Below are 25,971 nucleotides of genomic sequence, written 5' to 3' on the forward strand. Positions count from 1 at the left end.
GGTAAATTTTTAATACTTTTTGATTGTAGGTTAATTTCGTTTGTATGCGGACATAGTTCCGATTTATTTTAACCTAATAATTGTATTACAATAAATGCTCTAAAATGTTTAATCAATTTTAAAATAAATGAAAAAAGATGTTTACTGGCACAATAAATTTAGAAATGGATGGCCTTAGAATTTAACGCGCATCCCTATTCCCAACTGAAATATGTCTGCAAGGGTAAGTGCAGAGGTGTTTTGAAAGTAATTGACGATGTAATAATCATTGGTATTCATTTCTGAATATAAGCTGATGGCTTTAATTCCGGAATCCTTCCATATTTTTTTCATATTGAACTCAATTTCATTGCCGATGGAAAGATTGGGCCTCAATGCTTCAGACCAATAATAGTAATTATCAGGGAATAGATGTTGATTGAAACGGTAAGAAAGCTTAGGGTGAAAAGTATAACTCGCAAAGAACCCCGGATTAAATGGATAAAACTTTCCCCAGTCTTTCAGTTTAATCTCATAGAACTTATACGCAAACTTTGCCGTAACGATGTGTAATTCGCCTCCTTTATCTGCGGGCACATAACCATAATTGAAATCCAGAATTCCCTTCTTATTTTTAAAAAGGTCATAGCCGGCACCGACACTGAAATAGCCGATACTGCCTGCAAACTGTACAATCGCATTGTCGGGAACTAGTAATTTAAACCCTTGAGCTGATGCTTTCCCTGAAAAAACAATCAGGAAACCCAATAATATATAGACGTGCTTAAAATGATATCCGTTCAAAACTTATTTTATGATTAATGATTTCAACTAGTAAAAATTCTTCATTGCCCATGGCGCTGGTAATGATATAGGGAATTCCTGAATCGTCAGGGTAGTAAAGTTCATAAACATGTGTATGGGCATGTAATGAGGCCAGGAATCCTGGTGTTTGTGCAAAAGCATCAGTATAATCTTTTACCAGATTCTGGTCAAAGTCTGAATTGAGAGGCGGCACATGAGAAACGGCCACATAGTTGCTCACGTCTGCTTGTGGCTGCAATTCTGTTTTTAACCAGGAAATACTGGGAACCTGTCCATTAAATTTATACTCTCTACTATTGGTATCATGGCAGATGAATTTTGTTCCACCATAAGTGAAGGAATAATTCAAAGCACCGAACATTCGTTCAAAAACTTCTCTTCCACGGGAGGTCAGGTCATGGTTACCGATCACACCCATATAAGGAACATTAAGTTTTGATAAGCTTCTGGCAATCCATTCCATTTCCTTGAGCACGCCAAATTCAGTGAAATCACCAGCTACGAGCACAAAGTCAACATCGGGCATCTCATTCACCTTTTTAACAAAGGCCACCGTTTCATCTCTTGAGCGTTGCGTATCTCCGGTTAGGATAAATCTGACCTTATCGTCAGTTTTGCCATCTCCAAGTCGCTTTAAACTGCTGGCATTAATGTCTTGAGGGGAATTCCGATCGAAAATCTGATTTGGGCTATACTCAAAGCGATTACAGCTCCCCAAACCAAGACTAAAAACAAGCCCCAATAGTATAAATTTGTTCATCGAAAATTCAGATATTTCCGCAAACCTAAGGTTTAAACAAAGAGTTTAAACATCTAATTAGTTGTTATGGCATTAGGATAACCGTTAAATGGCATTAATTTAACATTTCTGTTAAACTCCTGAAAAGCTACAATTCTGGAAAAATGCTGGTCAGCAGGCTAACTGCCTGAGCTTCTTTTGCTGCCGCTTGAAAAAGGGGGAGGGGAATAAATTTCCAGGTAATTTGCTGTTCTTCCAACACATTTAAGACCTCTATCGCCTGGTTTATTAAGTGCTGCTCGAAGAACACCTGCTTGCTGGATGCCCAGGCTTTTGGATCTCCCAGATTTGCGGGCCAGGTATAGAGTTTATGAGCTTCCATGAATTTTCCATCCAGGATATGAGTAGATCTTTTAGAAATAACTAAACTAATATCATATTCCTGAACAGTCGCTTCAATGCCAGAATCACCATTGATCAAGGCTATAGCTTTGGCACTAAATCCGCTGACCATGATATTTTGTCCTTCCTGTTGTATCGGAGTTCCAAAAAACAAATACTTTCCCGGTGTCAATTGTTGCAGTCCTGTAGCCATCATAATTTTGTGCTAAAGCTACCATTTTATATGGCAGTTTTACTGCTGATATGATGGGTTTTTAGGGGTACTAAAGAAAAAGGGCCGGATTTCTCCAGCCCTTTTTAAACATACATTATATTGTTTGATTGGGATTATTGAATGATTTTGCCATCTACTCCAATTTTGATCGCTGCAGTTTCTGCCTCTTTCTTTACTTCGATTTCGTAGTATTGTGTTTTGTCTGCATTAGTTACCAAAGATGCTGCTGTTGGTGTCCATGCTTTAACAGGATCTGATTGCAAAGTAGTTTTCACTGCTTCTGGAAGATCTTTCAATTCTACCGGAGTTTTTGTAGTACTATCTTGTTTTGCAGTAATAGCTACTGGATTTTTTATTTCTGTTGCGTTTACTGCAGTGATTGATGCGAATGCTAAAAATGCTGCTGATAAAATGATCTTTTTCATATCTTATATATTACTGTTAAATATTCTTGTTGATTATACTAGGTAAAGGTTCATAATGATGCCAGAAAAGAAAGTGTATAGCATCGCACTGTAAATGAGGCTGTTGAGAATTGTCAAGGGATTTTAACTGTAGAGATGTGCCACACTTTGTGGCTAAATGAAGCGCTTTTAAGAGTTTTAACGCCATTGGCCTGCTGTGATCTTTAGGTCCGACTCAATTGGAGCCTAAGATGCAGGATTAAAGCAATGGATGGCGGAGCATTACAAAATTCAGGGGCACCAAAGAAAAAGGGCCGGATTTCTCCAGCCCCTTTTTAAACATACACTTATAGTTGAATACGGATTATTGGATAATTTTACCGTCCGCTCCAATTTTTATTACCGCAGTTTCTGCGTCTTTCTTTACTGCGATTTCGAAATATTGTGTTTTGTCAGCATTAGTAACCAAAAATGCAGTAGATGGTGTCCATGCTTTAACTGGTTCTGATTGCAAAGTAGTTTTCACTGCTTCTGGAAGATCTTTCAATTCTACTGGAACTTTAGTGGTACTATCTTGTTTTAGATTAATAGCTACCGGACTTTTTACTTCCGATGCGTTTACTGCAGTGATTGATGCGAATGCTAAAAATGCTGCTGATAAAATGATCTTTTTCATATCTTATGTATTTCAGTTAAATATTCTTGTTAATTATACTAAGACAAGGTTCATAATGATGCCAGAAAGGGTGTTCTTTGGCACTGGTCTATAAATGAGTCAGTTGAGAATTTGCAAGGGATTTTAACTGTAGAGATGTGCCACACTTTTTGGTTAAATGAAGCGCTTTAATACTGTTCATCCTGCTTATTTTTGTTTTTCCCCCAAAAGCTGGATTTTATCTAACCATTTCTGCCGCTGTTCCGGACTAGCGGTTTTGATAATGCCTATTGTGCTCACCTTAACCGGACGGACTCCGCAAAATTCAAGTGTACTTTTTTTGAGTTGACGGATGCTGGGATTCCCATAAAAGAAGCGGTAGTACCATGCCGGTTGGTCCATGGTGGTAATTATTCTGGCCGTTTTACCAACTAATAATTTATCCCACCAAATGGAATTTTCACGATATTGATAGGTGAGGCCAGGAAGAAACAGGCGGTCGATAAAACCTTTCATAACTGCAGGCATACCGCCCCACCAAACCGGATGTATCCAAACGAGGTGATCTGCGGCCTTTATTTTTTCTAAACTCTTCAGTAAGTCGGGCTCCAGATCCATTCTTTTGGTATAGCCATAGGCGAGGTTAGGATTAAAACTCAGCTCTGAGATATTGATTTGGCTAATAGATGCCCCGGTTTTTAATGCCCCATTGCGGTAGGCTGCTGCTATTGCATGGTTAAAACTCTCTTTATTTGGGTGCCCGTTTATAATCAGTATGTTGGTCATTCTTTGCGATTTCAAATATACCGCACAAAAGTAACAGAGATCGGAAGATCAGCACAGGACAAATGTCTATAAAGAAATCTCTTTTCTCAATCTGCTCAGGTGCCTGGAAGTGATCCCTAAATAAGAAGCCAGGTATTGTAATGGAATTTGCTGCACATAAATCGGCTGGTGCTCCAGCAGGTCAAGGTATCGCTTTTTTGCTTTTTCCTGCTGAAACTGAAAAACTCTTCTTTCCAATTCCAGGTATTGCTGCTCAGCAATGATTTTCAGGAAATTAGTCCAGTTCGGATTGGTGTTCGATAAAAGGTCTAACTCCTTTTTTTGAATCAAGAGCAGTTCGGTAGGGACTAAGGCCTGAATGTTTTCTATGGTCGGCTTGCTGGTGATGAAAGAGGAGTAGGCAGTCATTAATGCGCCAGGAAAAGTAATACAGTAGGTAGTCTCTTCCGCAGTTTCGGCCCGAAAGAAGGTCCTCAGGATGCCAGTGTTCAAGAAAGCTACTTCTTTACAGGTTTTTCCCTCCTGAATAAAGAAATCTCCTTTTTGCAGCTTTTTAGGCTTCATCAGCGCGATAATGTCATTGATTTCTGCCGGACTGAAAAGTTGAAAAGAGGCTAAAAAATTATAGATCATCTGGTTGGGCAATGTTTCTGGAGGATTCAAGCTTCAAATATATCATAAAATGCGAAGATAGCGCTGAAAGCAACAATGGCCAAGCTTTCTGTAACCTCATACTTACCTGATACTGGTCGGGTAGTGGTCGGGAAGAGAAGGGCGTTGGTATAGGGTCCCCGTAGGGTTCCGATAGGGTTACCGTAGGGTTGCCATAGTGTTTACTATCCCAACCCTACGGTAACCCCATCCAGATCCTATGGAAACCCAGGTCTCTTCCCGACCTCAATTACAGTTGCTTTCTTTCCCCGAAACTCCAACCTGTATCAGCTTATGCTGGTACAGGTTACAGACGTCGCACAACTGAACAGAAAAAACAGCCGCAACAGAAAAAGCCGGATTGCTCCGGCCTCTTCCTGTAAAAATACTGCTTCAATTATTGTTTAAAGGGCTTGCCTTCTTTATCTAATTTCACCGCTGCTGTCTCATCACCTTTTTTAATATCGATGTGGTAGTAGATTGATTTATCTGCATTTGTCACTAGAAATGCTGCTGTTGGTGTCCATTGTTTTACAGGCTCAGTTTGTAGTGTTGCTTTAACTGGTTCTGGTAAATCAGCCAATTCTACTGGAAGTTTAGTCGTACTATCTTGTTTAACTGTAATTGCTAAAGGTTCTTTTACTTCTGTTGCGTTTGCTGCAGTCATTCCTGCGAAAGCTAAAAATGCTGCTGATAAAATGATCTTCTTCATATCTCTTGTGTTTCAGTTAATATTCTAATTAATTACGTTTAGGGTAGGTTTAATAATGATGCCGTAAACGTATTTTTTTGGCATACTTCTGAAAAACAAGATGTTAGGTTTTTGAGGGTGCTTTTAGACTGTAGCGTTATTCCACAGTTTGTGGCTAATAGAAGCAGATCGACTTCGTATGGAAGGATATTAAAGGGTTATAAAAAGCAGGCCTGTTCTCTATAAGGTAATTAAAAAGTATCTTTAATTCATATCTCTTTCCACCTTTTTAGCCGTGCTTTTACCTGGCAGATAGATTTGGAAACCAACACCCAAACTTAAAGTATGGCTATAGGCACTACTTCCAAAACCAACAATACCATTGTATTTTAACAGTGTTTCCAACCCAATAGAACGGGTTACGAAATAGGTGAAACCTGGACCAAAGCTAAATCCAAGACCATTTGTAGAGCCTCCTGATCCTGCTGGGTTGATTCCGTTTACACCAACAGTAGCCTCTCCAAAAAACTTAGAGTTTTTTACCACTTCATCGGTGCCTTTTGATCCATAGTACCTTCCTAAAGCACCAATGCCGTAAGAGATACTGGTTCCTGCACCTTTTGCGGTAGCCAATCCAAAGTTAACATCTCCACCCAGAGCCAAACCGTCCTGTATGAACCAGGCTGCTTTGGGATTGATGTTTAAACTAAAGATGTTCGGCTTATCTAAGCCAAATTTGATGTCGGAAATGTTGGCACCCATCATTACATTTCCTTTTTGTATCTGCGCAGTCGCTCCATAAAGCATGCCGATAGTTAAACTAATTGTTAAGCATAATTTTTTCATGATATAGGATTTAAATGTATTTAAGTAACAAAATTTAGGAGTTTTGGTTTTTAAAAATCCTGTCAACTAGTATCTTATAGGAAATGACGATAGAAGCTCTCTGAAAAAAAAACCGTATTTCCTTGATTCTGGTCAATAAAATGGCCTTCTTTAAATATCTTACTACCTTTGGAAGTAGAAATAAATCCTTTGCTAATGAAATTATCATTTGGAACGGTCATTCAGGACCAGCCTAATTACTTTATAGAAAAAATCTGGAAGGGATTAACCAATCTTTCCGTTCACATGGAGAGCGATTATTATTGGTACCTGCAGCGCCATTTGGAAAAATTTAACCGGACTTGGGATGGAGACCAGTATACTGAATTTCTGGAACCAAAAATACATACCATTCGTAAGGATGCTTATGATGTATGGCGTCCAGGTATGGAAATCGTTATGGTAACTGATAAAGATGGGCCGGAGGAATTTCAATTTGCACCCCTATTAACTTGTCAGCATATTCAGATTGTGGAAATGAGAAAAGAAGAAAACAGTGCTCCTCAGCTGCGTATTGATGATCAACTATTCAGCGCGGAAGCCCTTCATCAGTTTGCAGTAAATGATGGTTTTCAAGATGCAGCAGCCTTATTCTCTTATTTTGACGACAGCTTCGAAGGGAAGCTGATCCATTGGACTGCTTTTAAATACTAACCGGTTATTATTGATGATTGTTACTTATCAGATTGAAGATTTCAGTTCTGCGTGTCCCATTCCTGGTCAGTTTATGATGGACAGGTTTGAAAATATTGGCCGCCCGATAAATATGGTGTGGCCTCACAAACATAGTTTTTATGAGATCTTATGGCTGGAAAAAGGGCCGTCCTTAAATACGATCGACCAGCATTCTTTTGAACTGTCGCTGGATTCCATTTTTTTTATCGCTCCAGGGCAAATTCATGAGCTTGCCAAAGAAGAAGATTTAAGGGGCTATAGCCTGATGTTTACGGAAGATTTTTTGGCTTTAGGAGATGCTGGTTTAGAGGTGTCTACCGGGCTTTCATTTATGGAAGACACCTATGCTAAGCCCGCTTTAGCCCTGGTGGAAAAAGAATTAGATGGACTATTTGCAGCTTTAAACCTGCTTTATCAAGAAACCGGAAGACCAGACCGTTCTGTAAATGTGATCCGGCATTTGCTCTTAACTTTTCTTTTTCAGATTAAGAGAATGGTAGGGGAGGCACCAGCATCAGCAAAAGACAACCTGCAGGTGATGACCCTTAAAAAGTTCAAAAAACTGGTAGACCTTAATTACATGCAAGAAACAAGGCTTTCTTTTTATGCGGATGCGCTGTTCATGACCACCGCACACCTGAATGAAGTGCTGGAAAGCATCAACGGTAAGACGGCAGGAGAAACGATTAGGGAATGGTTACTTTTAGAAGCCAAAAGAATGCTCCTCCATGGACATTTAACGGTCGGACAGATTGCTGCTGAGCTTGGATTTACATACTTTTCTTATTTCTCCAAACAGTTTAAAAATCAGGAGGGCATGAGTCCGGCTGCTTTTCGGAGAATAAAAATGGATTAGTTTATCCTATTCTAGTTAAAAGTGCCAATAAACCCCTGCTTTATCCTAAAATCGAAAATTGATTCCAGATACCTTTGCAGCTTAGAATTTAAGCGATAATATATCATGGAAATTAAACTGAATACCATTCCTGAAGCAATTGAGGCCTTAAAAGAAGGGAAAGTCATTATTGTAGTAGATGATGAAAAACGGGAGAATGAAGGTGATTTTATCAGCACTGCAGAAAATGCAAGTCCGGAAGTCATCAATTTTATGGTGACCCATGGCCGTGGATTGGTTTGCGCGCCCTTAACTGCTCAGCGATGTGAAGAACTGGGACTTCATCCAATGGTAAAACAGAATACCGCTGCTTATGAAACCAATTTCACCATTTCTGTGGACCTCTTAGGTAATGGCTGCAGTACTGGCATTTCAGCTTCCGACCGTTCTAAAACCATCCGGTCTTTAATAGGTCCTAAAATTAAAGGCTTTGACCTGGGCAGACCTGGCCATATTTTTCCTTTGTCTGCGGCAAATGGCGGCGTATTGGCGCGACCAGGGCATACGGAAGCCACAGTAGATCTGGCCCGTTTGGCCGGGATGGCCCCGCCTGGTGTATTGGTGGAAATCTTTAAAGAGTACGGAGAAATGGCGCGCCTGCCAGATTTAATGAAAATTGCTGCAAAGCATCAATTGAAAATCATCTCTATCGAAGACCTGAGCATTTATTTAAGGCAGATAAGTTTGATCTGATAGCCTTTTGATCATTTGAGAACTTTGCTCACGTCCATGCTCCAGCCGATCTTTAAAAAACATTTTTGTCTGATCGAAATGTTGTTTGTAACCTTCCATATCTCCATAGCCTATAATGGAAGTCCATTCGCGTACAGCAGAATGAAACTCCAGGTCGTCAGCACGTATACTTTTGTCGAACAAAGCCGCTGTGATGGATTCTTCCAGTAATTCTTCATTGCGGAAAAGGTATTCCACGATCCCCAGGCGCAAGCGGAAAGGAGGAGTCTGACAGATCAGATTGTCGTAAGGATTGGTGTTTAAATGGTACCAGGCATCGGCCATGCTCAATAAACTCAGGTGGGAATTCGCTTTTCTAACACCAGGACTGGCAGAAAGAGAGAACTCTTGCATGATCTGATCGTCCAGTAATAATGGTTTCCTGCTTTCATGAAAAACGAAATCCCGGACTTTATAAAGCCGGGTCCTGAAAGCCTGTTCTTCCTCCATGATCATCATTTTGAAAAGCTCAGATTCCGACTGTGCATATCGTTTTACCTGCTGACGTGCAAAAGGGTTCAATATTGCCAGGCCAGCATAAATATGTGCTTTATAACTGAAAATTCTTAGGGTAGTCAGGATTTTTACATTGTCGATTCCGCCAAGGTACGAGGCATTTTCCCAGGGGAAGAAACCGGCACTGGCCCATGCGGTACCCATACTTTCAAAGCCCACGTGTGTGGCCGCCTGAGTATCCGCAACAATGCGGTCATGGTCTTTATAATCTTTTATTTCGACCATTTCAGAGCCCAAACAGGAGAGGAGATCGGTCATTCTTTGATAAGCTACAGCCGTAGTTCTATGTGGAATCACGATCATTTTCTGTCCTGCAGGATCAAAGCCGGGGCCATGAAGTGAATGACAGGTGATGATGTGCACATCCTTCGGCAGATGTTTTTCAAAAGCCATAATTTCAGGATGCTTCACCGAAGTTTGTCCGGCAACAATTGCGCCGTATTTTGTGGAGCTGCCGTACCATCCCAGCACTTCTTCAATCCTTTCAGACTCTACCGCATAAAAAATCACATCGCAAATGCGCGACACCTCTTTGCCATCATAAAGAATGGAAATGCCAAAAGGATTCAGTTCTTCTTCTAGTTGTGTCCGCCTCTGCGGGAGATCTGAACCATAAACGGAATAACCTGCCTTGGCAAAGCCTTTGGCATACATTTTTCCCATATCGCCCAGACCGATGATACCTACATTCATAAATCTGTTCTTAATGCAAATAAGCAAAATAACGCTGGACTACAAAATGACCCTCATCACTTTGTAAAGGAAGCAATCGTTAATAAACGACTACTTCATCACTAAACATAAATCCTTTTTTCTCATTTTTTGCGGTAATCCGGATGTACCGTCCGGTATTTCCTTTGAGGTCGAAAATGAAAGTTTTAAACCTTAAAGAAGCGTCAGTGTAAGGTACGTCATTGTCTACCTGTGGAAGCGTTTTGAAATTAATTCCATCATTGGAAAGAGCTACTTTAACATAGGATGGCATATATACGCCAGGCCCGGTCAACTGCATATACCTCATTTTCAACTGCTGTAATGCCTGAGGGTTTTCCAGATCGATCGTGACATCCAGGTCACCCAGAAAACCTTGCCATTGCCCGTCACCATAAGTTAAATCTCCGGTTTGTCCATTCACTAAGCTGAGCTCTTTTTGTGCCGGATAATTGCTGCTGTATTTATTATTGTAGGTTACTTTTTTACCGATCGCTTTATGCAAGTCAATTTCCAGCGATTGTACCGCTCCGGCAGGGAGCTGATCTTTGAAGATCGCCGCTTTAACGGTCCCGGTCTGGTTTAAGGAAATACCATCTTTGTATAATGGAGATTGAGCTGTAGGGCTACTGCCGTCCAGTGTGTACCGGATTTCTGGTTGAAACTGCTCTGAGTTGATGGTCACCTGGGCCACTTTATTGGCCATATCAAAGTTGGAGAGTATACTCAGGTTGTTGGATGGCGGATAATAATTCACATTGAATTGCTGTAATAAGCGGTAATGCTTTTGGAGACGGGATTGAAAATCGTCCCAGTTTTTCTGCTTTACCGGTGTCCAGGCTACTTCTGAAAGTGCAATCGCCCTTGGGAATACCATGTAATCTACTTGATTCGAGGTTGGCATATATTCTGCCCAAACATTGGCCTGGACGCCTAAGATGTGCTGCCGCTTTGCAGGCTCAATTTCCGCAGGAATAGGTTGGTAGCTGTATACTTTTTTCAAAGGAAGGTAGCCGCCGATAGATTCCGGCTGACCAATTGGATTGGTTTGATAAGAATCCAGGTACAGGTGGGAGCCCGGCGTCATGATCACATCATGACCTGTATTGGCCGCTTCAATACCACCTTTTTCGCCGCGCCAGCTCATTACTGTTGCACCAGGTGCTAATCCGCCTTCCAGAATTTCATCCCAGCCGATTAACTTCCTCCCTTTACTGCTCAGGTAAGCTTCCATTCTTTTGATCGCATAGCTTTGTAAACCATGCTCGTCTTTCAGGTCAAAGTTTTTAATTACTTTCTGGCACTTCGGACATTGTTTCCAGGCTGTTTTATCGGCTTCATCACCACCAATGTGGATGTATTTAGAGGGAAAGATGGCTAAAACTTCATCCAGCACATTCTCTAGGAACTTAAAGGTATCTTCGTTGCCAATACAGAATTCTGAGTTCTTATAAGGCAGGCCATAACATGATAAATTAGGGTAGGCGGCAAGTACCTCCTCACTATGGGCAGGCATTTCAATCTCAGGAATCACAGTAATTCCTCTTTTTGCAGCATAAGCGATCAGCTCTTTTGCTTGTTCGGCAGTATAAAAACCTCCGGAAGCATTCGGGCTTCCCATTTCTGCATATTTGCGGCCATTGTTCCACCAGTTTTTCCAGCTGGCATCAGTTCTCCAGGCTGCAAATTGGGTCAGCTCCGGGTATTTCTTAATTTCTAAACGCCATCCTGCACCATCGGTGAGGTGCCAATGGAAGGTGTTTAACTTGTATAAAGATAAAAGGTCGATGTATTTTTTTAGAAAAGTAAGGGGCAAAAAGTGACGGGAAACATCAAGCATCAGTCCACGGTAGCCAAAAGCAGGTTGATCTTCAATCCATACTGCCGGCAGTGTTTTAGTATCTTTCCTGGTATAAGCAATCTGACGCAGGGTGGAGATTCCCAGCAGCAAAGCCTGTGGTTGATGTGCGGTAATGAGAATCCTGTCTGGGGTAATTTCCAGGCGATAGCCATTTTCGGCAAGCGTATCACCTTTAGCCGCTTTCAACAAGACCACACCTTGTTTCGGTAAGTGTTTAGCGCTCTTTAGCGGTTTTACCTGGTCGAATTTTAGGTAAGGGTGTTCCTGCAGGAGTGCTGCTGCTTCCTTAAATTCCGAACTGGCGAAAACTTCCGTGTGGGTAGTATATATATAATGTCCGGTTTTAGCGAGCTGAACTAGTGGCTTTGGGATGAGGAATAAAGAATCCTGTGCATAGGTAATTTGTGGTGTTAAATATAATGTTGCAGCAAAAGAAAGGGCTGCAGCCCATTTAGTCGTAGTCATGATGATTGGTTTCAGGTGTGTTGTGTGCTCAAATTTACGCTTTATCTGGAGAAAAGAAACTGAGATTGAATTTTGTTTCCTGATCTGCCACTTAAATGTGTAATTAATTATAAAAAGAAATTATTATTTTTAGAAAACCATAAATTATACGCTCATGGGTTTCTTGTCGTCATTTTTTAGAAAAAGCAGTTTTTTAGAAAAGAAGAAGGTATTCGGTTTAGGGTATATCCCTAGAGAAGGGGAAGAAATGAGCTGGGCAATGGAAAAAGCCCGGTTAACGCTATGGTATTTCGAAGAACATCTGATAAGACCGACGCCTGGTTAGGACTATTTTTCCATAAAAGTAATGGTGAAAGAAGATCACCTTGTGGAGCACCTTTGGTTAACAGCACCCGATTTTGATGAAGAAGGAAATCTATATGGAAAGGTTGGCAATGAACCTATTCAGGTGAAGAATATAAAGTTAGGTCAGGAAATTGGTGTTGGAAGGTTCCTGATCTCTGACTGGATGATTGTAGAACAAGGGACTTTGATTGGCGGTTATACGATTCGGGCAATTTGGGATGGACTTCCTCAGGGAGAACGACAGTTTTTTGATGAGGTTATAGGGATCGCTATAGATGCAGGTGTAGATCATTTTATCCCTGATTTGAATACACCGGAAGGGGCCATCACTGCTTTGGAGGTGGCTTATGCCAATCAGGATATTGAAGGTACAATTTCTTGTAAAGATTTTTATGAAGAGGCGAGGCTGCTGCTGCTAAGTATTGATCGAAAGCTGGATACGAAACAAATGATACAGGAAACTTCGGAGGCACTGCAAGCCGCTTTACCAAAAGAGAGAAATTTGCGGAGGATGCCTATGTGATTACTGAAGTCTGCACTTATCCCAATGGGTTAGTCAGTAAGAAAAAGTTCTTCACCTTAAATACTGGGCTGGGCTGGAAGGTGATCGGGATATTAGATGAAGACATTGCTTCCTGATCTATAGAAAGCAATGTTAAAAAAATATAATTAATGAGAATCGCTTGTATCTACTGGTCTTTTAATAAAAGATAGATAATATGCGGAAAACATAATGATCACTACAAGTGAAAGTAAGAAAGCTACCATACGAATTGCTATTTAAAGTTGATAATAAAATATGGTATGAAGGTAATGATTCTTTTTAATACCCCGGAGTGATATCGTTACTGTTTTTTTACATTCCCAATAACCGACTCTTTTTCATTGCCTTATCCTGCTTTTATGGATTGAATTCCTAGCAGGACAGTATTCTTTATATTTGGGATAGGAATAAATTGCTTTTACAATCGTAAATTAGCCGCGCCTGAACCCTTAATCCCCCAATTGAATATGGCCTTAAAGAGAGTATTAAAAGTCGGTTTAGACTCTGCCGCACCATTCCCAATGCACTCAGACTATAATTCTGAACGATTTGAAGGTTTTGAAGTAGACCTGCTCAGCGAAATTGCAAAGCAACTTGATTTTGAAATACAGTATGAAGTTTCTTTATGGAAGAAGATCCTTGGAAAACTATTTAAAGGAGAGTTGGATCTGATCTGCTCTGCTGTAACGATGACGGCTACACGTAAACACATTCTTGAGTTTACAGAACCTTATCTGCAGTTCAGGCTTTGTGCAGTAGTGCCTGCCGATGATGTACTGATCAATGAAGTGAAGGATTTTAAGGAAAAAAAGATAGGGGTAAGGATTGCCGCAGAGGCGGAACGTCATGTACATACTAAATTTCCTGAGGCCAATATGGTACATGCGGATACCAATAAGGAATTGTACGAACAGCTGGAGTCAGGTGAGATTGATGCTTTAATTGATGATTCACCGATTGCCAATGGTTTTCTGCAAAACAACGACAAGCTGAAAATCGGACTGTTCTTGCCGGGTACGGATTCTCAGTATGCGATTGCCATGAAAAAAGGCGATCTGGAGCTGAAAGATCAATTTAATGAAGCCTTGAAATTACTTAGAGAGAATGGTATCTATGATCGCATTTACAATAAGTGGTTTGCAGGAATGGATTTTTAAAGTTTCGTTGCACAATATTTACAGTACTTAGCGTCGTCATCGTGGCCCTCGCGGCCACAACCCGGACAAACTTCATGGTGATGGCCTTTCTTTCTGGCGGCAACAGCCATTTCGGTGGTAATAATACCGGTGGGCACCGCAATAATGGCGTAGCCGGTGAGCATAATTAAAGAAGCTACAAATTTCCCCAAAGGCGTAACGGGCGAGATGTCCCCATAACCCACGGTAGTAATGGTCACAATGGCCCAGTAAATGCTTTCCGGGATACTTGAAAAGCCATTTTCTCTGTTTTCTACGAGGTACATAATAGAACCCAATACAATCACTAAGGCGAGTACGGTTAGCATAAAGATGCTGATTTTTCGCATACTGCCTCTTAGGGCGACCGTTAGGAATTTCATTTCCGATAGGTACCTGCCCAGTTTAAAAATCCGGAATACACGAAGTAACCTTAATGCACGCAGGGCAAGAAGGGATTGTCCGCCAACAAAGATCACACTCAGATAGGAAGGGATCAGGGCCAGCAAATCCACAATTCCCAGCGGACTTTTGACGTAATTAATGGGATGTTTGATGATGACCAGCCGCAGGATATATTCTATGGTGAATAAAACAGTGAAAGTCCATTCAATAATGGAGAATAATCCACCATATTTTTGGTGATAACCATTGACACTATCCAGCATCACAATCAGGATGCTGGCAAAAATGGCAATCAGCAGGGCTACATCAAATGCCTTGCCGGCATAAGTGTTGGACTCATAGATGATTTCATGGAGTTTTTCCCGCCAGTCCTTTTGTTTTTTCTTCTCCATATCTTGCAGCTTTTTCAAGGATTTAACTAAAAATTCTTAAAAAGTGATTCTCCAGGTGATTGCGCATTGCATTTCTAAACAGTTCTGCAGAACCATTCTCCAGTATATCCACCAGGCCTTTATGAGAAACGAACTTTTTAATAGTCGCTTGTTTCTTTAACAAACCACTATTATGAACGTAATCAAATACCGGAAGAAGTAATTTCTGGAACTTCTTTAAAGTCTGATTTCCTGTGATTTCATACAGTTTTCCATGAAAAGCAATCTCATGATCGATATGAAAAACATAGTTTTCAGAGGTGTCAGGTTCGTTTTTAACGATTTCCTTTAACTCTTTAATGTGTTCTGGAGTGATGTTCTGAAAGAGAAAATCGGCCATGCCTATTTCCAAAACCAAACGCATTTCAAAGATTTCTTTTAAAGTTTCCTGATCCAGTAAATGGGGGTCAAGAGATTTTCCAATGATGCTAAAAATATCAGGACTAGTGATGACAGAGCCTTTTTTCTTTTTCGTCTCTATCAAACCTCTCATTCTTAACCTTAACAGTGCTTCACGTGTCACGGTGCGGCTAACGCCAAGGTTTTTCGATAAATCTATTTCTGTAGGAATAACATCTCCGATTTTCAACTTCCTGTCTACCAGTAGTTGCACAAGATTGGCCTCTACTTTATCGACCAAACTGCTGGTATCCATCTGGATAAATGTATTCGCTGTGCTGCTTTCCATATTATGTATAATAATAAATTGTGAGAGTATACCCCTAAATTAATACTAATAAAGCGGTTTATCAAAAATGACGGTAAATAAATTATAAATAATTCTTGCTTTCAAATAATATTTATCTCAACTTAGTGGTATTATGTATAACATAATGCTAACCAAAAACCAATAGTATGAAACAGTTTTACCTAAAAACGATTGTTTTAGTGTGCTGCCTATCCTCCTTTATAGGCGCATTTGCACAAAACAAAAAGGTAACCGGCACGGTTACTGGCGAAGATGACGGACAGGGGATTCCAAGCGTCAGCATTTCAATTAAAGGAACAAAGACCGGTACGCAAACCGATTTTAATGGGAAATTCATCATTGACGCGACTCCAAATGATGTGCTTGTGTTTACTTATATCGGTTACCTGCCTCAGGAATTGAAAGTAGGTAATAACAACAATTTGAAAGTGGTCATGAAGCCCTCAGCTGCTAATCTTGATGAGATTGTAGTAGTAGGTTATGGCACGCAAAACCGACGCACCGTAACCAACTCTATTGCAAAGCTGGATAAAGAGGTGCTGGCAAATGCACCGCGTGCCAATGTGGGTTCTGCTTTGCAGGGAACCATTGCCGGCGTACAGGCGATTAGTAAAAGTGGGCAGCCCGGTGTTGGTCCAACTGTATTTCTTAGAGGCGGGGCTTCTATCAATTCTCCAGGAACACCATTGGTGATTGTGGATGGGGTCATCAGGGATTATGACGACATCTCTTCTGAAAATATCCAGTCTATGGAGGTGCTTAAAGATGCGGCTTCAACTGCAATTTATGGGGCCAGAGCAAACAACGGGGTAATTTTGATTACCACCAAAACAGGATCAGCAGGTGCTGCCGAGATTAAATATAAATTTACAGGTGGTTACAATGTGAGACGAGCAGGCTATAATTATTTAGACGCCAGAGACTATATCTATTACACACGTTTAGGTTATAAGAATGCGGGTAGAACAGACCTTCAGGTAAATGGCTCAAGGGGATTGGGTTTACTAACTGATGCAGCCAATCTGGCCAGTTTCGACATCAGGTCTTTTACTGCTGGAACAACTGTGTTGCTAGAGGGCTGGGAAGTGATGAATGATCCTTTTACGTCAGGTAATCAGATTATGTTTAAAAACCACGGCGGCGAGATTGAAGACCTGGTGTTCAGAAATACTTATACTAAAGACCATTATATCAGTGCAAATGGTGGAAATGATAAAGGTAAGTTCTTTGCTGCTTTTGATTCTTACAATGAGGATGGGGTAATTGTAGGTTCTCAATACAAACGTTATACCGCCGACCTTAACGGATCTTATAAAGTAAAACCTAATATCGAAATTGCTGGGGGGACCACACTTTCTACTTCTTCTCAAACAGGTACAATTGGTGGTGAGGTGAATTCCTTATACCGAAGTATGGCCATTTGGCCAACGTTTAACCCATGGATAGACGAAGCTAAAACATTACCAAATCCTGGAAATAGTGCCAGTGATGGTAATCCATTGTACTGGCTAGGTAGATTAGACCGCCACAATGAGGTGAATAAAGTAGTGGTAAACGGTTCCATAAAATGGGATTTACTGCCAGGCTTATATTTTAAAGGAACAGCTAATGCTTATCTATTAGATAGAAAAGATGAGTCTTTCCAAAAATCAACGCAATTATATACCAATATCTTTGCTAGTCCACAATCTATAAATAGCAAGAGCAGAGATGCAATTAACAAATTAAGAAGAGATTTCCAGACGCAGTTTAATGGTATTCTGAACTATAACAAGTCTTTAAATCAACACAATTTCAGCGCGATGGCTGGGGCGGAAACCTTCCAGATTAAAACCATGAATTCTCAGCTGTATGGTCAGAATGCACCAACAGATGAGATTCCTACCATCAATGCTTCTACCGTTTTCCCTGCCATAGTAAATGGAGAAAAAGCAAATTACAGTGATAAATCCGTTTACCGCATCAACTCCTTCTTCGGTAGGTTTGCTTACGATTTTGATCAGAAGTATTTGTTTACCGCAGTAATTCGTGCGGATGGGGCTTCCAGCTTACCGGATCAGCATAAATGGGGTTATTTCCCTGGTGTTTCTGCAGGATGGAATGTTCAAAAAGAGAACTTTTATGTGAATTCAGGAATCAACAAATATGTATCTACCTTAAAACCTAGATTGAGTTATGGGGTGAATGGTAATATTGCTGGTCTGGGTAGATATGAAACTCAGGGGGTATACACTTCTCCTGCAAGTTATGACGGGGCGGGTGCTTTCTACCATGATAAACTGGCCAATCAGGACCTGAGATGGGAGAGAAGTAAGACTTTAGGTGCTGGTTTAGACCTTGGTTTGTTACAAGACAAAATCACTTTACTATTTGATTATTACGACCGCAGAACTTCAGATTTGTTAACTGATCTATTACTGCCTGATTATATCGGTTATCCGCCGCTAAAAACAAACTCAGGTACCCTTCAAAATAAAGGATATGAGTTTGCGGTAAACGCAAGAGTATTGAGTACAGCAGGAGGTTTCACACTGAACCTGGGTGCGAATGCCAGTTTTGTGAAAAACAAAGTCCTGCAACTTCCTTTCAATGGCAATGAAAACAACAGACAAGGTGGTCTACAGGTTTTTGATGCTAAATCTGGCCAGTTGAAATGGGTAGGTGGTCTTCAGGAAGGTCAGTCTATCGGAGATATTTATGGCTACAAACAGGTTTCTATCTTTAAAGATCAGGAAGAAGTAAATCGCATTGCAGGCAATAGAAAAGATGCAGTTGCAAATATATACGGACCTAATTTGCTGCCAGGAGTAGCAGGAACAGGTAGAATTACTCCAGGTGATGTGAACTGGTTAGACGTAAATGGAGATGACATTATCGATTCCAGAGATCAGGTGTATTTAGGAAATACAGCACCAAAATGGACTGGTGGTTTCAATGCAACCGCAGGTTACAAAGGAATTACTTTGTACACCAGATTTGAATTTGCATTAGGTCATACCGTTTATAATGACCTGCTGGCACGTACCCTTGGTAACTATCAGGGAACTTTCAACTATACAGATCTGATCAAACAAGCATGGAGCCCAGACAATACCGTAACCGATATTCCTAAGGTATACTTTGCAGATCAGGTAGTAGGTTCTAAACAAAACTATACCAGAGGAAATAATGCTGCCGCTAATTTGAATGGAAACAACTCATTGCTATATGAAAAAGGAGATTACCTGGCTTTAAGAGAACTGACGCTTTCTTACTCGCTGCCTAAATCATTAATGGCGAAATCTAAAATCTTATCACATTCAAGAATTTATGCAACAGGAACGAACCTATTCTATATCACCAAGTTTACTGGATCTTCTCCGGAAGCACCTTTAGATGCCAACAACAAACTTACAGGCGTGTATTTAGGGGCATATCCTACAGCAAGATCCTTTGTTTTTGGCTTAGAAGTTTCCTTTTAATCAATCTAGATGATGAACATCATGAAAAATAACTATAAAAATATAATCGCAGCAGCCTTACTCGTATGTACGCTTGGCGCCTGCAAGAAAAGTCTGGAATTAAAGCCAATCAGTAATCCTAGTGATGATACTTTTTGGAAAACCAATGATCAATATGACACATTTGTAGCAGGGATCCATAGTAAATTCCGTGGCCATAGTAAGAATTTCATGTTCCTCGGTGAACTTAGAGCTGATATCTATGGCAACGATCCAGGTACTACTGCTTCTTTTACCGGTGAAGCCTCACAGGGATTGGAACGCATGTGGCTGCAAACGCTAACATTGGATGCTGCCGGAGTAAACACTTTTGGTACTTTTTACAGCAATATCAATCAGTTAAACCTATTGATTTATAAGCTCAATACAGGAAACGTAGTGACTGAGGCGACTAAAAAGTATGAACTGGGGATGGCTTATGGAATGCGCGCATTCTATTATTATCAACTGTACCGCAGTTGGGGAAATACAGTGATCATCACGGATTTCATTGATGCGGCTAACCTGGATCTTTTTAACCTGGCTAAAGCTGCAGCGCCTGCTGCAGATGTGATGAAGCTGATTAAGGCAGATATTGATTTGTCGATACAGAATTTTGGCACTAATTACTCAATTCAGCACAACAAAGGCTATTGGTCTAAGTCGGCAACTTTAATGCTGAAAGCTGATGTTTACCTCTGGACAGCACACAGAACTGGTGGTTCAACTGATGCAACTTCTGCAAAAGAAGCGCTGACAGACATTCAAACCAATGTTCCTGATCTAGCTTTAGCGACCACTTCCAACAATTCAGCACTCAGTCCATTTGCAGATCTGTTCTCGTCTAAGCCTAATAAGGAGAATATCCTTGCCAGCAAATATGCCTTGAATGAAGCAGAAATGACCTTTATTCCAGAGTCATTTACGCCACAAACAGGTTTAATTGCGAATTACTACGATTCTTTGGCCAACAGGAAATTTAATGTAACGACCGATAATTATTCTGGTCAGCTAAGGGCACCTATAAAAATCGCGAATTACAGGAAGTTTAATGACAAAGACACTCGTAAACTGGCGACCATCCAGGCCGCTTATAATAGGTCTCTTACCGGAACCTATACGATTGCAGGTACTTTCCTAAAGAAATTCCAGGGACAACAAGATGCAGCAACCAGAAAATATACCAATGACTACCCAATTTATCGCTATGCTGACCTGTTGCTGCTGCTTGCAGAAGCAAAAGAAATATTAGGCGAAAGTCCTGCTGCCGAAATCAATGCCGTAAGAGCCAGAGCCTATGGTGTAAATTATGATCCTGCTGTTCAGGGATTCCCGAACATGCCTGGTGATGGTAACATTAAACAAGCAATTCTACAGGAACGTTTCTTCGAGTTTATCGGAGAAGGAAAGCGTTGGTACGATTTAAGACGTATGGGAGACAGCTTTGTGTATGCAAATACGACACTAACAGCCGCTGATGCCTATAAATTATTCTGGCCAATTGACCGTGTTTCTTTAACCAATAACAAATCCCTGGTTCAAACTACCGGCTACTCACAATTCTAATAAATATTTGGTGTAGGAGTGGAGACCGTAATGGTCGACACTCCTAATTTAACCATCCCTGATTTTGTATTCTTTAAACCCCTTATAAAATGACGATTCAACACTTACAAGGCCTTATTGCCGCTCCATTTACGCCAATGGATGAAAATGGACAATTAAATGTGGCCTTGATTCCAAGCTACTACCAGTTTTTAAAAGCCAACAAAGTAACCGGTGCATTCATTTGCGGTTCTACCGGAGAAGGTGTATCCTTAACCAACACAGAGAAAAAAGAAGTGGCACAGGCATGGGCAGATTGCACACGCGGCGACCAAGACTTTAAGGTAATGATGTTTCTGGGGGGAACCAGCATTGCCGACTGTAAAGACCTGGCCTTGTTTTCTAAAGAAATTGGCCTTTATGCCATCTCGTTCACTGCACCGTTTTATTTTAAACCATCAAATGTAGATGTCCTGGCCACGATCTGCGCGGAGATTGCCGCAGTTGCTCCAGATATGCCTTTCTATTATTACCATATTCCAGTATTGACAGGTGTTGGTTTTGCCATGTACGACCTGCTGCAGGCCATCGACGGGAAGATTCCTAATTTCGCTGGCGTGAAATATACACATGAAGATTTCATGGATTTCTTATCTTGTATCCATTTCCAAAATGGTAAATATGATATGCTTTGGGGACGTGATGAGAACATGCTGTCTGCCTTGGTTTTAGGGACTAAAGGTGCTGTAGGAAGTACTTTTAACTATGCCGCTCCTTTATATTATGATATGATTACCGCTTTTGAAAAGAATGATTTGAAAAAAGCACAGCTTTTACAGCAGCAATCAATTGATATGATCAGACTATTAGGTAAATACGGTGGTATTGCTACTGGAAAGGCCTATTTGAAATTAGTTGGCGTAGATTGCGGTGAATTTAGACTGCCGGTAAAAAATATGACTGCCGCACAATTTGAGAGTTTTAAACAAGATGTAGCCGCTGTTGGTTTCGATAATTTTAAATCAAAAGCAGCTCATTAGCCTAATTAATGAATGCGATGAGCAAGTACTTATTTTATCTATCAGCCCCCCTTATGTTGACAACAACAGCCGTTTTCGCACAGAAAACTCCTGCTGAGCAGATCGAATGGTCTATTGCAGCTAAATTACAAGCGCCCGATGGGCAAACTTCTATCGGCTTTGCCGGAGCAATCAATGCAGTGCTTCAAGATCGGCTGATCGTTGCTGGTGGCGCCAATTTTCCAGATAAAAAGCCATGGGAAGGCGGTAAGAAGCACTATTCAAACGAGATACATATTTTGGAGCAAACCAGGAATACGTTTTCCTGGAATAAACAAAAGGCCTATTTGCCGGAACCGATTGCCTATTGCGGGAATACCAGTACCAAATTCGGACTGGTGTATGCAGGTGGAGAAAATGAAAAAGGATTGTCGAATCAGGTTTTTCTAATGACATGGGATGACGCTCAGCAAATTCCTTTGTCCAAACCTTTAGCTAGCTTGCCCATCGCATTAACAAATGTTGCCCTGACCAGTATTGGGAACCTCGTTTATGCGATCGGTGGTGACCAGGAAAAATCAACTTCTAAAGCGGTGTTTAGCCTGGATTTGAGTCATCCTGCTGGAGTCTGGCAGGTCTTGCCGGAATTGCCAATTCCATTGGCCAATTCGGTAGTTCTGGTACAAGGGTCATCGATTTATGTGATTGGTGGACGTACGAAAACAGCCTCCGGCATCAGCGACCTTCATTCTACCGTGTTTATTTATCATCCTGAAAAAAGAACATGGAAAGAAGGTGCCCCGATTAAGGACGGAAAAGAAGTGATGAACTTCTCTGCAGGAACTGGTGTGGCTGTAGGAAAGAACGAGATTCTGATCTTTGGCGGCGACAATGGCAAGACTTTTCATCAGATAGAAACTTATATCTCCAGAATCGCTAAAACGGAAGACCCTGCAGAGAAAGCGAAATTAACCACCGAAAAGAACCAGCTGAGTATTCAGCATAAAGGTTTTTACAAAGGACTTTTACGATATGATACAGGGAAGAATACCTGGTCAAAGTTGGGGGAATTAGCTTTTCCAGCACAGGTAACGGCCATGGCCACAAAATGGAACAATAATATCATTATTTCTAGCGGAGAAGTGCAGCCTGGCGTCAGGACACCAAACATTACGCTCGGAAAAATTAAAGACTAGAAAATGAAAAACACAAACAGATATGCCTGGGTGGTGGTTGGATTATTGTGGGTGGTGGCACTATTAAATTATATGGACAGACAGATGCTGTCTACCATGAAGCCGGCAATGCAGATCGATATTCATGAACTGCAGTCGGCCACAAACTTTGGATACCTGATGGCCATTTTCTTATGGATCTACGGTTTCATGAGCCCGGTTTCTGGAATTATTGCCGATAAATTCAATCGGAAATGGCTGATTGTAGGCAGTTTGTTCGTTTGGTCTTTGGTCACTTATTTAATGGGTTATGCCACTACTTTTAATCAGATTTACTGGCTTAGGTCATTGATGGGCGTGAGTGAAGCGTTATATATTCCTGCGGGATTATCGCTGATTGCAGATTTTCACTCTTCGAAAACACGTTCATTAGCGATTGGAATCCATATGACTGGCCTTTACATGGGGCAGGCATTAGGCGGTTTCGGTGCAACCATTGCCGACAAGTTTTCATGGCAGGCTACTTTTCACTCTTTTGGAATTGTAGGTGTCGTTTACGCATTGGTGCTGGTGTTTTTCCTGAGAGAGAAAAAAGCAAGCGAAAGCGTTGAAATGGACGATGAGATTAAAATGAAGGTAAAACCTTCGATCTTTAAAGGTTTTGCCATTCTATTTACCAATATTTCCTTCTGGATTATCCTGTTCTATTTTGCCATTCCAAGCTTACCCGGCTGGGCTGCGAAAAACTGGCTGCCAACGCTCTTTGCACAAAACCTGAACATTCCAATGTCTACTGCCGGCCCCTTGTCGACCATCACGATCGCTTTCTCTTCTTTTGTAGGGGTGATATTTGGTGGGATTCTTTCAGATCGATGGGTGCAGAAAAATATTAAAGGAAGGATCTATACCAGCGCAATTGGCCTGGCACTGACGATCCCTTCCTTACTGTTTTTAGGTTTCGGACATTCCTTGTTCCATGTGATGGGCGCTGCACTTTGCTTTGGCCTGGGCTTCGGGATGTTTGACGCCAATAATATGCCGATCCTTTGTCAGTTTGTTTCCTCAAAATACCGGGCAACAGCCTATGGTTTGATGAATATGACCGGGGTGTTTTTCGGAGCATTCATTACCGATTTGCTGGGGAAATCTTCAGATGCTGGTCATCTGGGACAGGATTTTGCCATGCTTGCCGGAATTGTGTGCCTGGCGCTGTTTGTACAGCTTTACTTCCTCAGACCAGTAGTAAACGACTTTGCCGATGCTTAAGGATACCAGGGCCTTTTATTAAGGAAATTATAGCTGTTAAGCTATAATTGAGATCATGTCCCATGATTAAGGCGGGATAATGACGCTAATGCCAATACCATAAAATACGAATGAAAGTAAATGCCGATACTAACCAATAAGCGAATTACAAGATTTACTTGCCGAAACTTTTTAACACGATAAAACTAAACATGATGATTTCACAACATTACAAATGTGCTGCCCTTTCTCTCTTTCTAATAGCGACTGGGTTAACCGCCAGCAGCCAGAAAGTTCAATCCAATGCGGTTGATTTAAAGATCAGCGCGCAGCAAACCGTAAACCCGATTCTCAAAAGAAAAGCAATCAATCCGCTATGGCGTATGGAAATTGAGGTTCCGGCAGCAGGATTAACATTTAAAGCGTTGTTAGGTACGCTGAATAAAGCAGGTTTAACTGATCTCCAAGCTCTGGAAGCTTATTTGAGTACGGAGAATAAGGGAAAAGAGCAAGTGCTGGATACAAAGAAAAAGATTGGCGATGTAACGGTTTCCGGAAAAAACTTCCGCATTCCCCTGACTGCTACACTCGCTCCCGGTAAACAAGTGATCTGGATCAGTGCTACTTTAAAACCGGAGGCTAATATTGACGATCGTGTGGAATTAAAAGTTTCAGATTTAATAGATGCAGCCGATGTAAAACATAAAATCAGCATTCAAGGTCCCGTAGCGGCAAGCAGACTGGGGATCGCCATCAGAAATCCTAATGATGATGAGGTTAATTCTTATCGGATTCCTGGAATCATCGATACCGATAAAGGAACGTTAATCTCTGTTTATGACGCTCGTTATAAGAATAGCGGTGATTTGCCAGGTAATATTGATGTGGGCATGAGCAGAAGTAAAGATGGCGGCAAAACCTGGGAACCAATGAAAATCATTATGGATATGGGCGCTCCCCATGAAAATAATGGTGTTGGGGATCCTTCTATTTTATTCGACCCAGTCACAAAAACCATTTGGGTAGCGGCATTATGGAGCAAAGGAAACCGCTCTATTGCAGGTTCTGGCCCTGGTCTTTCTGAAGAAGAAACCGGACAATTTGCTTTAGTCAGCAGTACCGATGATGGCTTAACCTGGACAAAACCTTATAGCATTACCGCAGAGGTGAAAAACCCAATATGGAGGTTGTTTTTCCCTGGCCCAGGAAATGGAATCGCCATGGCGGATGGTAAAATAGTATTCCCTGCACAATATTGGGATGAGAACAAAATGCCGCATTCTACTTTAATTTATAGTGCCGACCATGGTAAAACCTGGAAAGCAGGAGTAGGTGCGAAATCAAATACTACTGAAAGTCAGCTGGTAGAAACTACGCCTGGCAAAATCATGCTGAACATGCGTGACAACCGTGGGAAATTCAGAAGTGTAGCCACCACTACGGATATGGGCTTGAACTGGGAAACACATCCTACCTCGGTGAAAGCCCTAATAGACCCGGTTTGTATGGCCAGTTTGATTAAAGCTCGTGTGAAAGTAAAAGGAAAAATGAAAGATGTTCTGTTTTTCAGCAACCCAAACTCCTCCACAGACAGAAAAGACCTGACCATTAAAATGAGTTTGGATCTTGGAGAAACCTGGCAGGATGCCAATTTATTGGTAGACGACCGTGGTTCTTTCGGATACTCCGCACTGACTAAAATAGATGAAAATACTTTAGGCCTGTTATATGAAGGCGTACGTGATTTATACTTTGTACGCATTCCCGTAAAAGACCTTTTAAAATAAACAATGAATCCAGGTAGCGAAGTTAC

General features: G+C 41.1%; 23 protein-coding genes and 1 pseudogene. 11 read left to right on the forward strand and 13 right to left on the reverse strand.

Annotated elements, in window-relative coordinates; all coding sequences use genetic code 11:
* Positions 1 to 174: 174 nt before the first annotated feature.
* From H9X96_RS05245 to H9X96_RS05285, 9 genes are all read right to left on the reverse strand, one after another.
* On the reverse strand, positions 175 to 783 hold the full coding sequence (locus tag H9X96_RS05245) for a hypothetical protein (protein WP_255431005.1): 609 nt from the start codon (positions 781 to 783) through the stop codon (positions 175 to 177).
* Positions 764 to 1,564 carry a metallophosphoesterase gene (locus H9X96_RS05250; RefSeq protein WP_187665271.1) on the reverse strand — a complete coding sequence of 267 codons (801 nt, stop codon included), beginning with the start codon at positions 1,562 to 1,564 and terminating at the stop codon, positions 764 to 766. The genes H9X96_RS05245 and H9X96_RS05250 overlap by 20 nt, the downstream gene beginning before the upstream one ends.
* A gap of 127 nt (positions 1,565 to 1,691) precedes the next feature.
* Positions 1,692 to 2,141, reverse strand: a complete 450-nt coding sequence (locus H9X96_RS05255) for a hypothetical protein (protein WP_187665272.1) — start codon at positions 2,139 to 2,141, stop codon at positions 1,692 to 1,694.
* Between the two features lie 131 nt (positions 2,142 to 2,272).
* The gene (locus tag H9X96_RS05260) at positions 2,273 to 2,584 is read right to left on the reverse strand and encodes a hypothetical protein (protein WP_187665273.1); all 312 of its coding nucleotides are present in this window, start codon (positions 2,582 to 2,584) and stop codon (positions 2,273 to 2,275) included.
* Positions 2,585 to 2,927: 343 nt separating this feature from the next.
* Positions 2,928 to 3,239: a hypothetical protein gene (locus tag H9X96_RS05265; RefSeq protein WP_187665274.1), complete on the reverse strand. Its 312-nt coding sequence runs from the start codon at positions 3,237 to 3,239 to the stop codon at positions 2,928 to 2,930.
* Between the two features lie 186 nt (positions 3,240 to 3,425).
* A complete protein-coding gene (locus tag H9X96_RS05270; RefSeq protein ID WP_187665275.1) occupies positions 3,426 to 4,004 on the reverse strand; it encodes an NAD(P)H-dependent oxidoreductase in 579 nt (192 codons plus the stop codon).
* A gap of 66 nt (positions 4,005 to 4,070) precedes the next feature.
* Complete coding sequence (locus H9X96_RS05275; protein WP_187665276.1) at positions 4,071 to 4,637, reverse strand: Crp/Fnr family transcriptional regulator; 567 nt, start codon at positions 4,635 to 4,637, stop codon at positions 4,071 to 4,073.
* 415 nt (positions 4,638 to 5,052) lie between these two features.
* The gene (locus H9X96_RS05280) at positions 5,053 to 5,367 is read right to left on the reverse strand and encodes a hypothetical protein (RefSeq protein WP_187665277.1); all 315 of its coding nucleotides are present in this window, start codon (positions 5,365 to 5,367) and stop codon (positions 5,053 to 5,055) included.
* Positions 5,368 to 5,610: 243 nt separating this feature from the next.
* Positions 5,611 to 6,192 (reverse strand): hypothetical protein, encoded by a 582-nt coding sequence (locus H9X96_RS05285; RefSeq protein ID WP_187665278.1) that lies wholly within the window; start codon positions 6,190 to 6,192, stop codon positions 5,611 to 5,613.
* Positions 6,193 to 6,387: 195 nt separating this feature from the next.
* On the opposite strand from H9X96_RS05285, the gene H9X96_RS05290 reads away from it, so the two are divergent.
* The 3 genes and pseudogenes from H9X96_RS05290 to ribB all read left to right on the forward strand — a co-directional run.
* Complete coding sequence (locus tag H9X96_RS05290; RefSeq protein ID WP_187665279.1) at positions 6,388 to 6,885, forward strand: hypothetical protein; 498 nt, start codon at positions 6,388 to 6,390, stop codon at positions 6,883 to 6,885.
* A 13-nt stretch (positions 6,886 to 6,898) separates the two neighbouring features.
* Complete coding sequence (locus H9X96_RS05295) at positions 6,899 to 7,762, forward strand: AraC family transcriptional regulator (protein WP_187665280.1); 864 nt, start codon at positions 6,899 to 6,901, stop codon at positions 7,760 to 7,762.
* Between the two features lie 105 nt (positions 7,763 to 7,867).
* Positions 7,868 to 8,491: pseudogene (ribB, locus tag H9X96_RS05300) on the forward strand (3,4-dihydroxy-2-butanone-4-phosphate synthase); the annotation flags it as partial.
* Here the strand turns inward: ribB and H9X96_RS05305 are convergent.
* Together H9X96_RS05305 and H9X96_RS05310 are read right to left on the reverse strand one after the other, a co-directional pair.
* Positions 8,471 to 9,742, reverse strand: coding sequence for a prephenate dehydrogenase (locus H9X96_RS05305; RefSeq protein WP_187665282.1), 1,272 nt, complete (start codon positions 9,740 to 9,742; stop codon positions 8,471 to 8,473). The pseudogene ribB and the gene H9X96_RS05305 overlap by 21 nt on opposite strands.
* 79 nt (positions 9,743 to 9,821) lie before the next feature.
* On the reverse strand, positions 9,822 to 12,086 hold the full coding sequence (locus tag H9X96_RS05310; RefSeq protein ID WP_187665283.1) for a family 20 glycosylhydrolase: 2,265 nt from the start codon (positions 12,084 to 12,086) through the stop codon (positions 9,822 to 9,824).
* Between the two features lie 346 nt (positions 12,087 to 12,432).
* Between H9X96_RS05310 and H9X96_RS05315 the strand changes: the two genes are divergently transcribed.
* Positions 12,433 to 12,954, forward strand: a complete 522-nt coding sequence (locus H9X96_RS05315; protein ID WP_187665284.1) for a DUF2314 domain-containing protein — start codon at positions 12,433 to 12,435, stop codon at positions 12,952 to 12,954.
* Between the two features lie 488 nt (positions 12,955 to 13,442).
* On the forward strand, positions 13,443 to 14,132 hold the full coding sequence (locus H9X96_RS05320; protein WP_187665285.1) for an ABC transporter substrate-binding protein: 690 nt from the start codon (positions 13,443 to 13,445) through the stop codon (positions 14,130 to 14,132).
* On the opposite strand, the gene H9X96_RS05325 is transcribed toward H9X96_RS05320, so the two are convergent.
* Together H9X96_RS05325 and H9X96_RS05330 are read right to left on the reverse strand one after the other, a co-directional pair.
* Positions 14,129 to 14,947, reverse strand: coding sequence for an ion transporter (locus H9X96_RS05325; RefSeq protein WP_187665286.1), 819 nt, complete (start codon positions 14,945 to 14,947; stop codon positions 14,129 to 14,131). The two genes, H9X96_RS05320 and H9X96_RS05325, sit on opposite strands and share 4 nt — an antisense overlap.
* A gap of 22 nt (positions 14,948 to 14,969) precedes the next feature.
* Positions 14,970 to 15,674 carry a FadR/GntR family transcriptional regulator gene (locus H9X96_RS05330; protein WP_187665287.1) on the reverse strand — a complete coding sequence of 235 codons (705 nt, stop codon included), beginning with the start codon at positions 15,672 to 15,674 and terminating at the stop codon, positions 14,970 to 14,972.
* 167 nt (positions 15,675 to 15,841) lie between these two features.
* On the opposite strand from H9X96_RS05330, the gene H9X96_RS05335 reads away from it, so the two are divergent.
* The 6 genes from H9X96_RS05335 (at position 15,842) to H9X96_RS05360 (ending at position 25,945) form a co-directional block, all read left to right on the forward strand.
* Positions 15,842 to 19,156 (forward strand): SusC/RagA family TonB-linked outer membrane protein, encoded by a 3,315-nt coding sequence (locus tag H9X96_RS05335; RefSeq protein ID WP_187665288.1) that lies wholly within the window; start codon positions 15,842 to 15,844, stop codon positions 19,154 to 19,156.
* 9 nt (positions 19,157 to 19,165) lie between these two features.
* Positions 19,166 to 20,740: a SusD family outer membrane lipoprotein NanU gene (nanU, locus tag H9X96_RS05340; protein ID WP_255431006.1), complete on the forward strand. Its 1,575-nt coding sequence runs from the start codon at positions 19,166 to 19,168 to the stop codon at positions 20,738 to 20,740.
* Between the two features lie 89 nt (positions 20,741 to 20,829).
* Entirely contained in the window at positions 20,830 to 21,759 is a 930-nt protein-coding gene (locus H9X96_RS05345; protein WP_187665289.1) for a dihydrodipicolinate synthase family protein, read from the forward strand.
* Positions 21,760 to 21,812: 53 nt separating this feature from the next.
* On the forward strand, positions 21,813 to 22,934 hold the full coding sequence (locus H9X96_RS05350) for a galactose oxidase (protein WP_255431007.1): 1,122 nt from the start codon (positions 21,813 to 21,815) through the stop codon (positions 22,932 to 22,934).
* 3 nt (positions 22,935 to 22,937) lie between these two features.
* Positions 22,938 to 24,179 carry an MFS transporter gene (locus tag H9X96_RS05355; protein WP_187665291.1) on the forward strand — a complete coding sequence of 414 codons (1,242 nt, stop codon included), beginning with the start codon at positions 22,938 to 22,940 and terminating at the stop codon, positions 24,177 to 24,179.
* A gap of 191 nt (positions 24,180 to 24,370) precedes the next feature.
* On the forward strand, positions 24,371 to 25,945 hold the full coding sequence (locus H9X96_RS05360; protein WP_222943836.1) for a sialidase family protein: 1,575 nt from the start codon (positions 24,371 to 24,373) through the stop codon (positions 25,943 to 25,945).
* The last annotated feature ends 26 nt before the right edge of the window (positions 25,946 to 25,971 follow it).

The sequence above is a fragment of the Pedobacter sp. N36a genome (assembly GCF_014472395.1).
GTDB lineage: Bacteria > Bacteroidota > Bacteroidia > Sphingobacteriales > Sphingobacteriaceae > Pedobacter.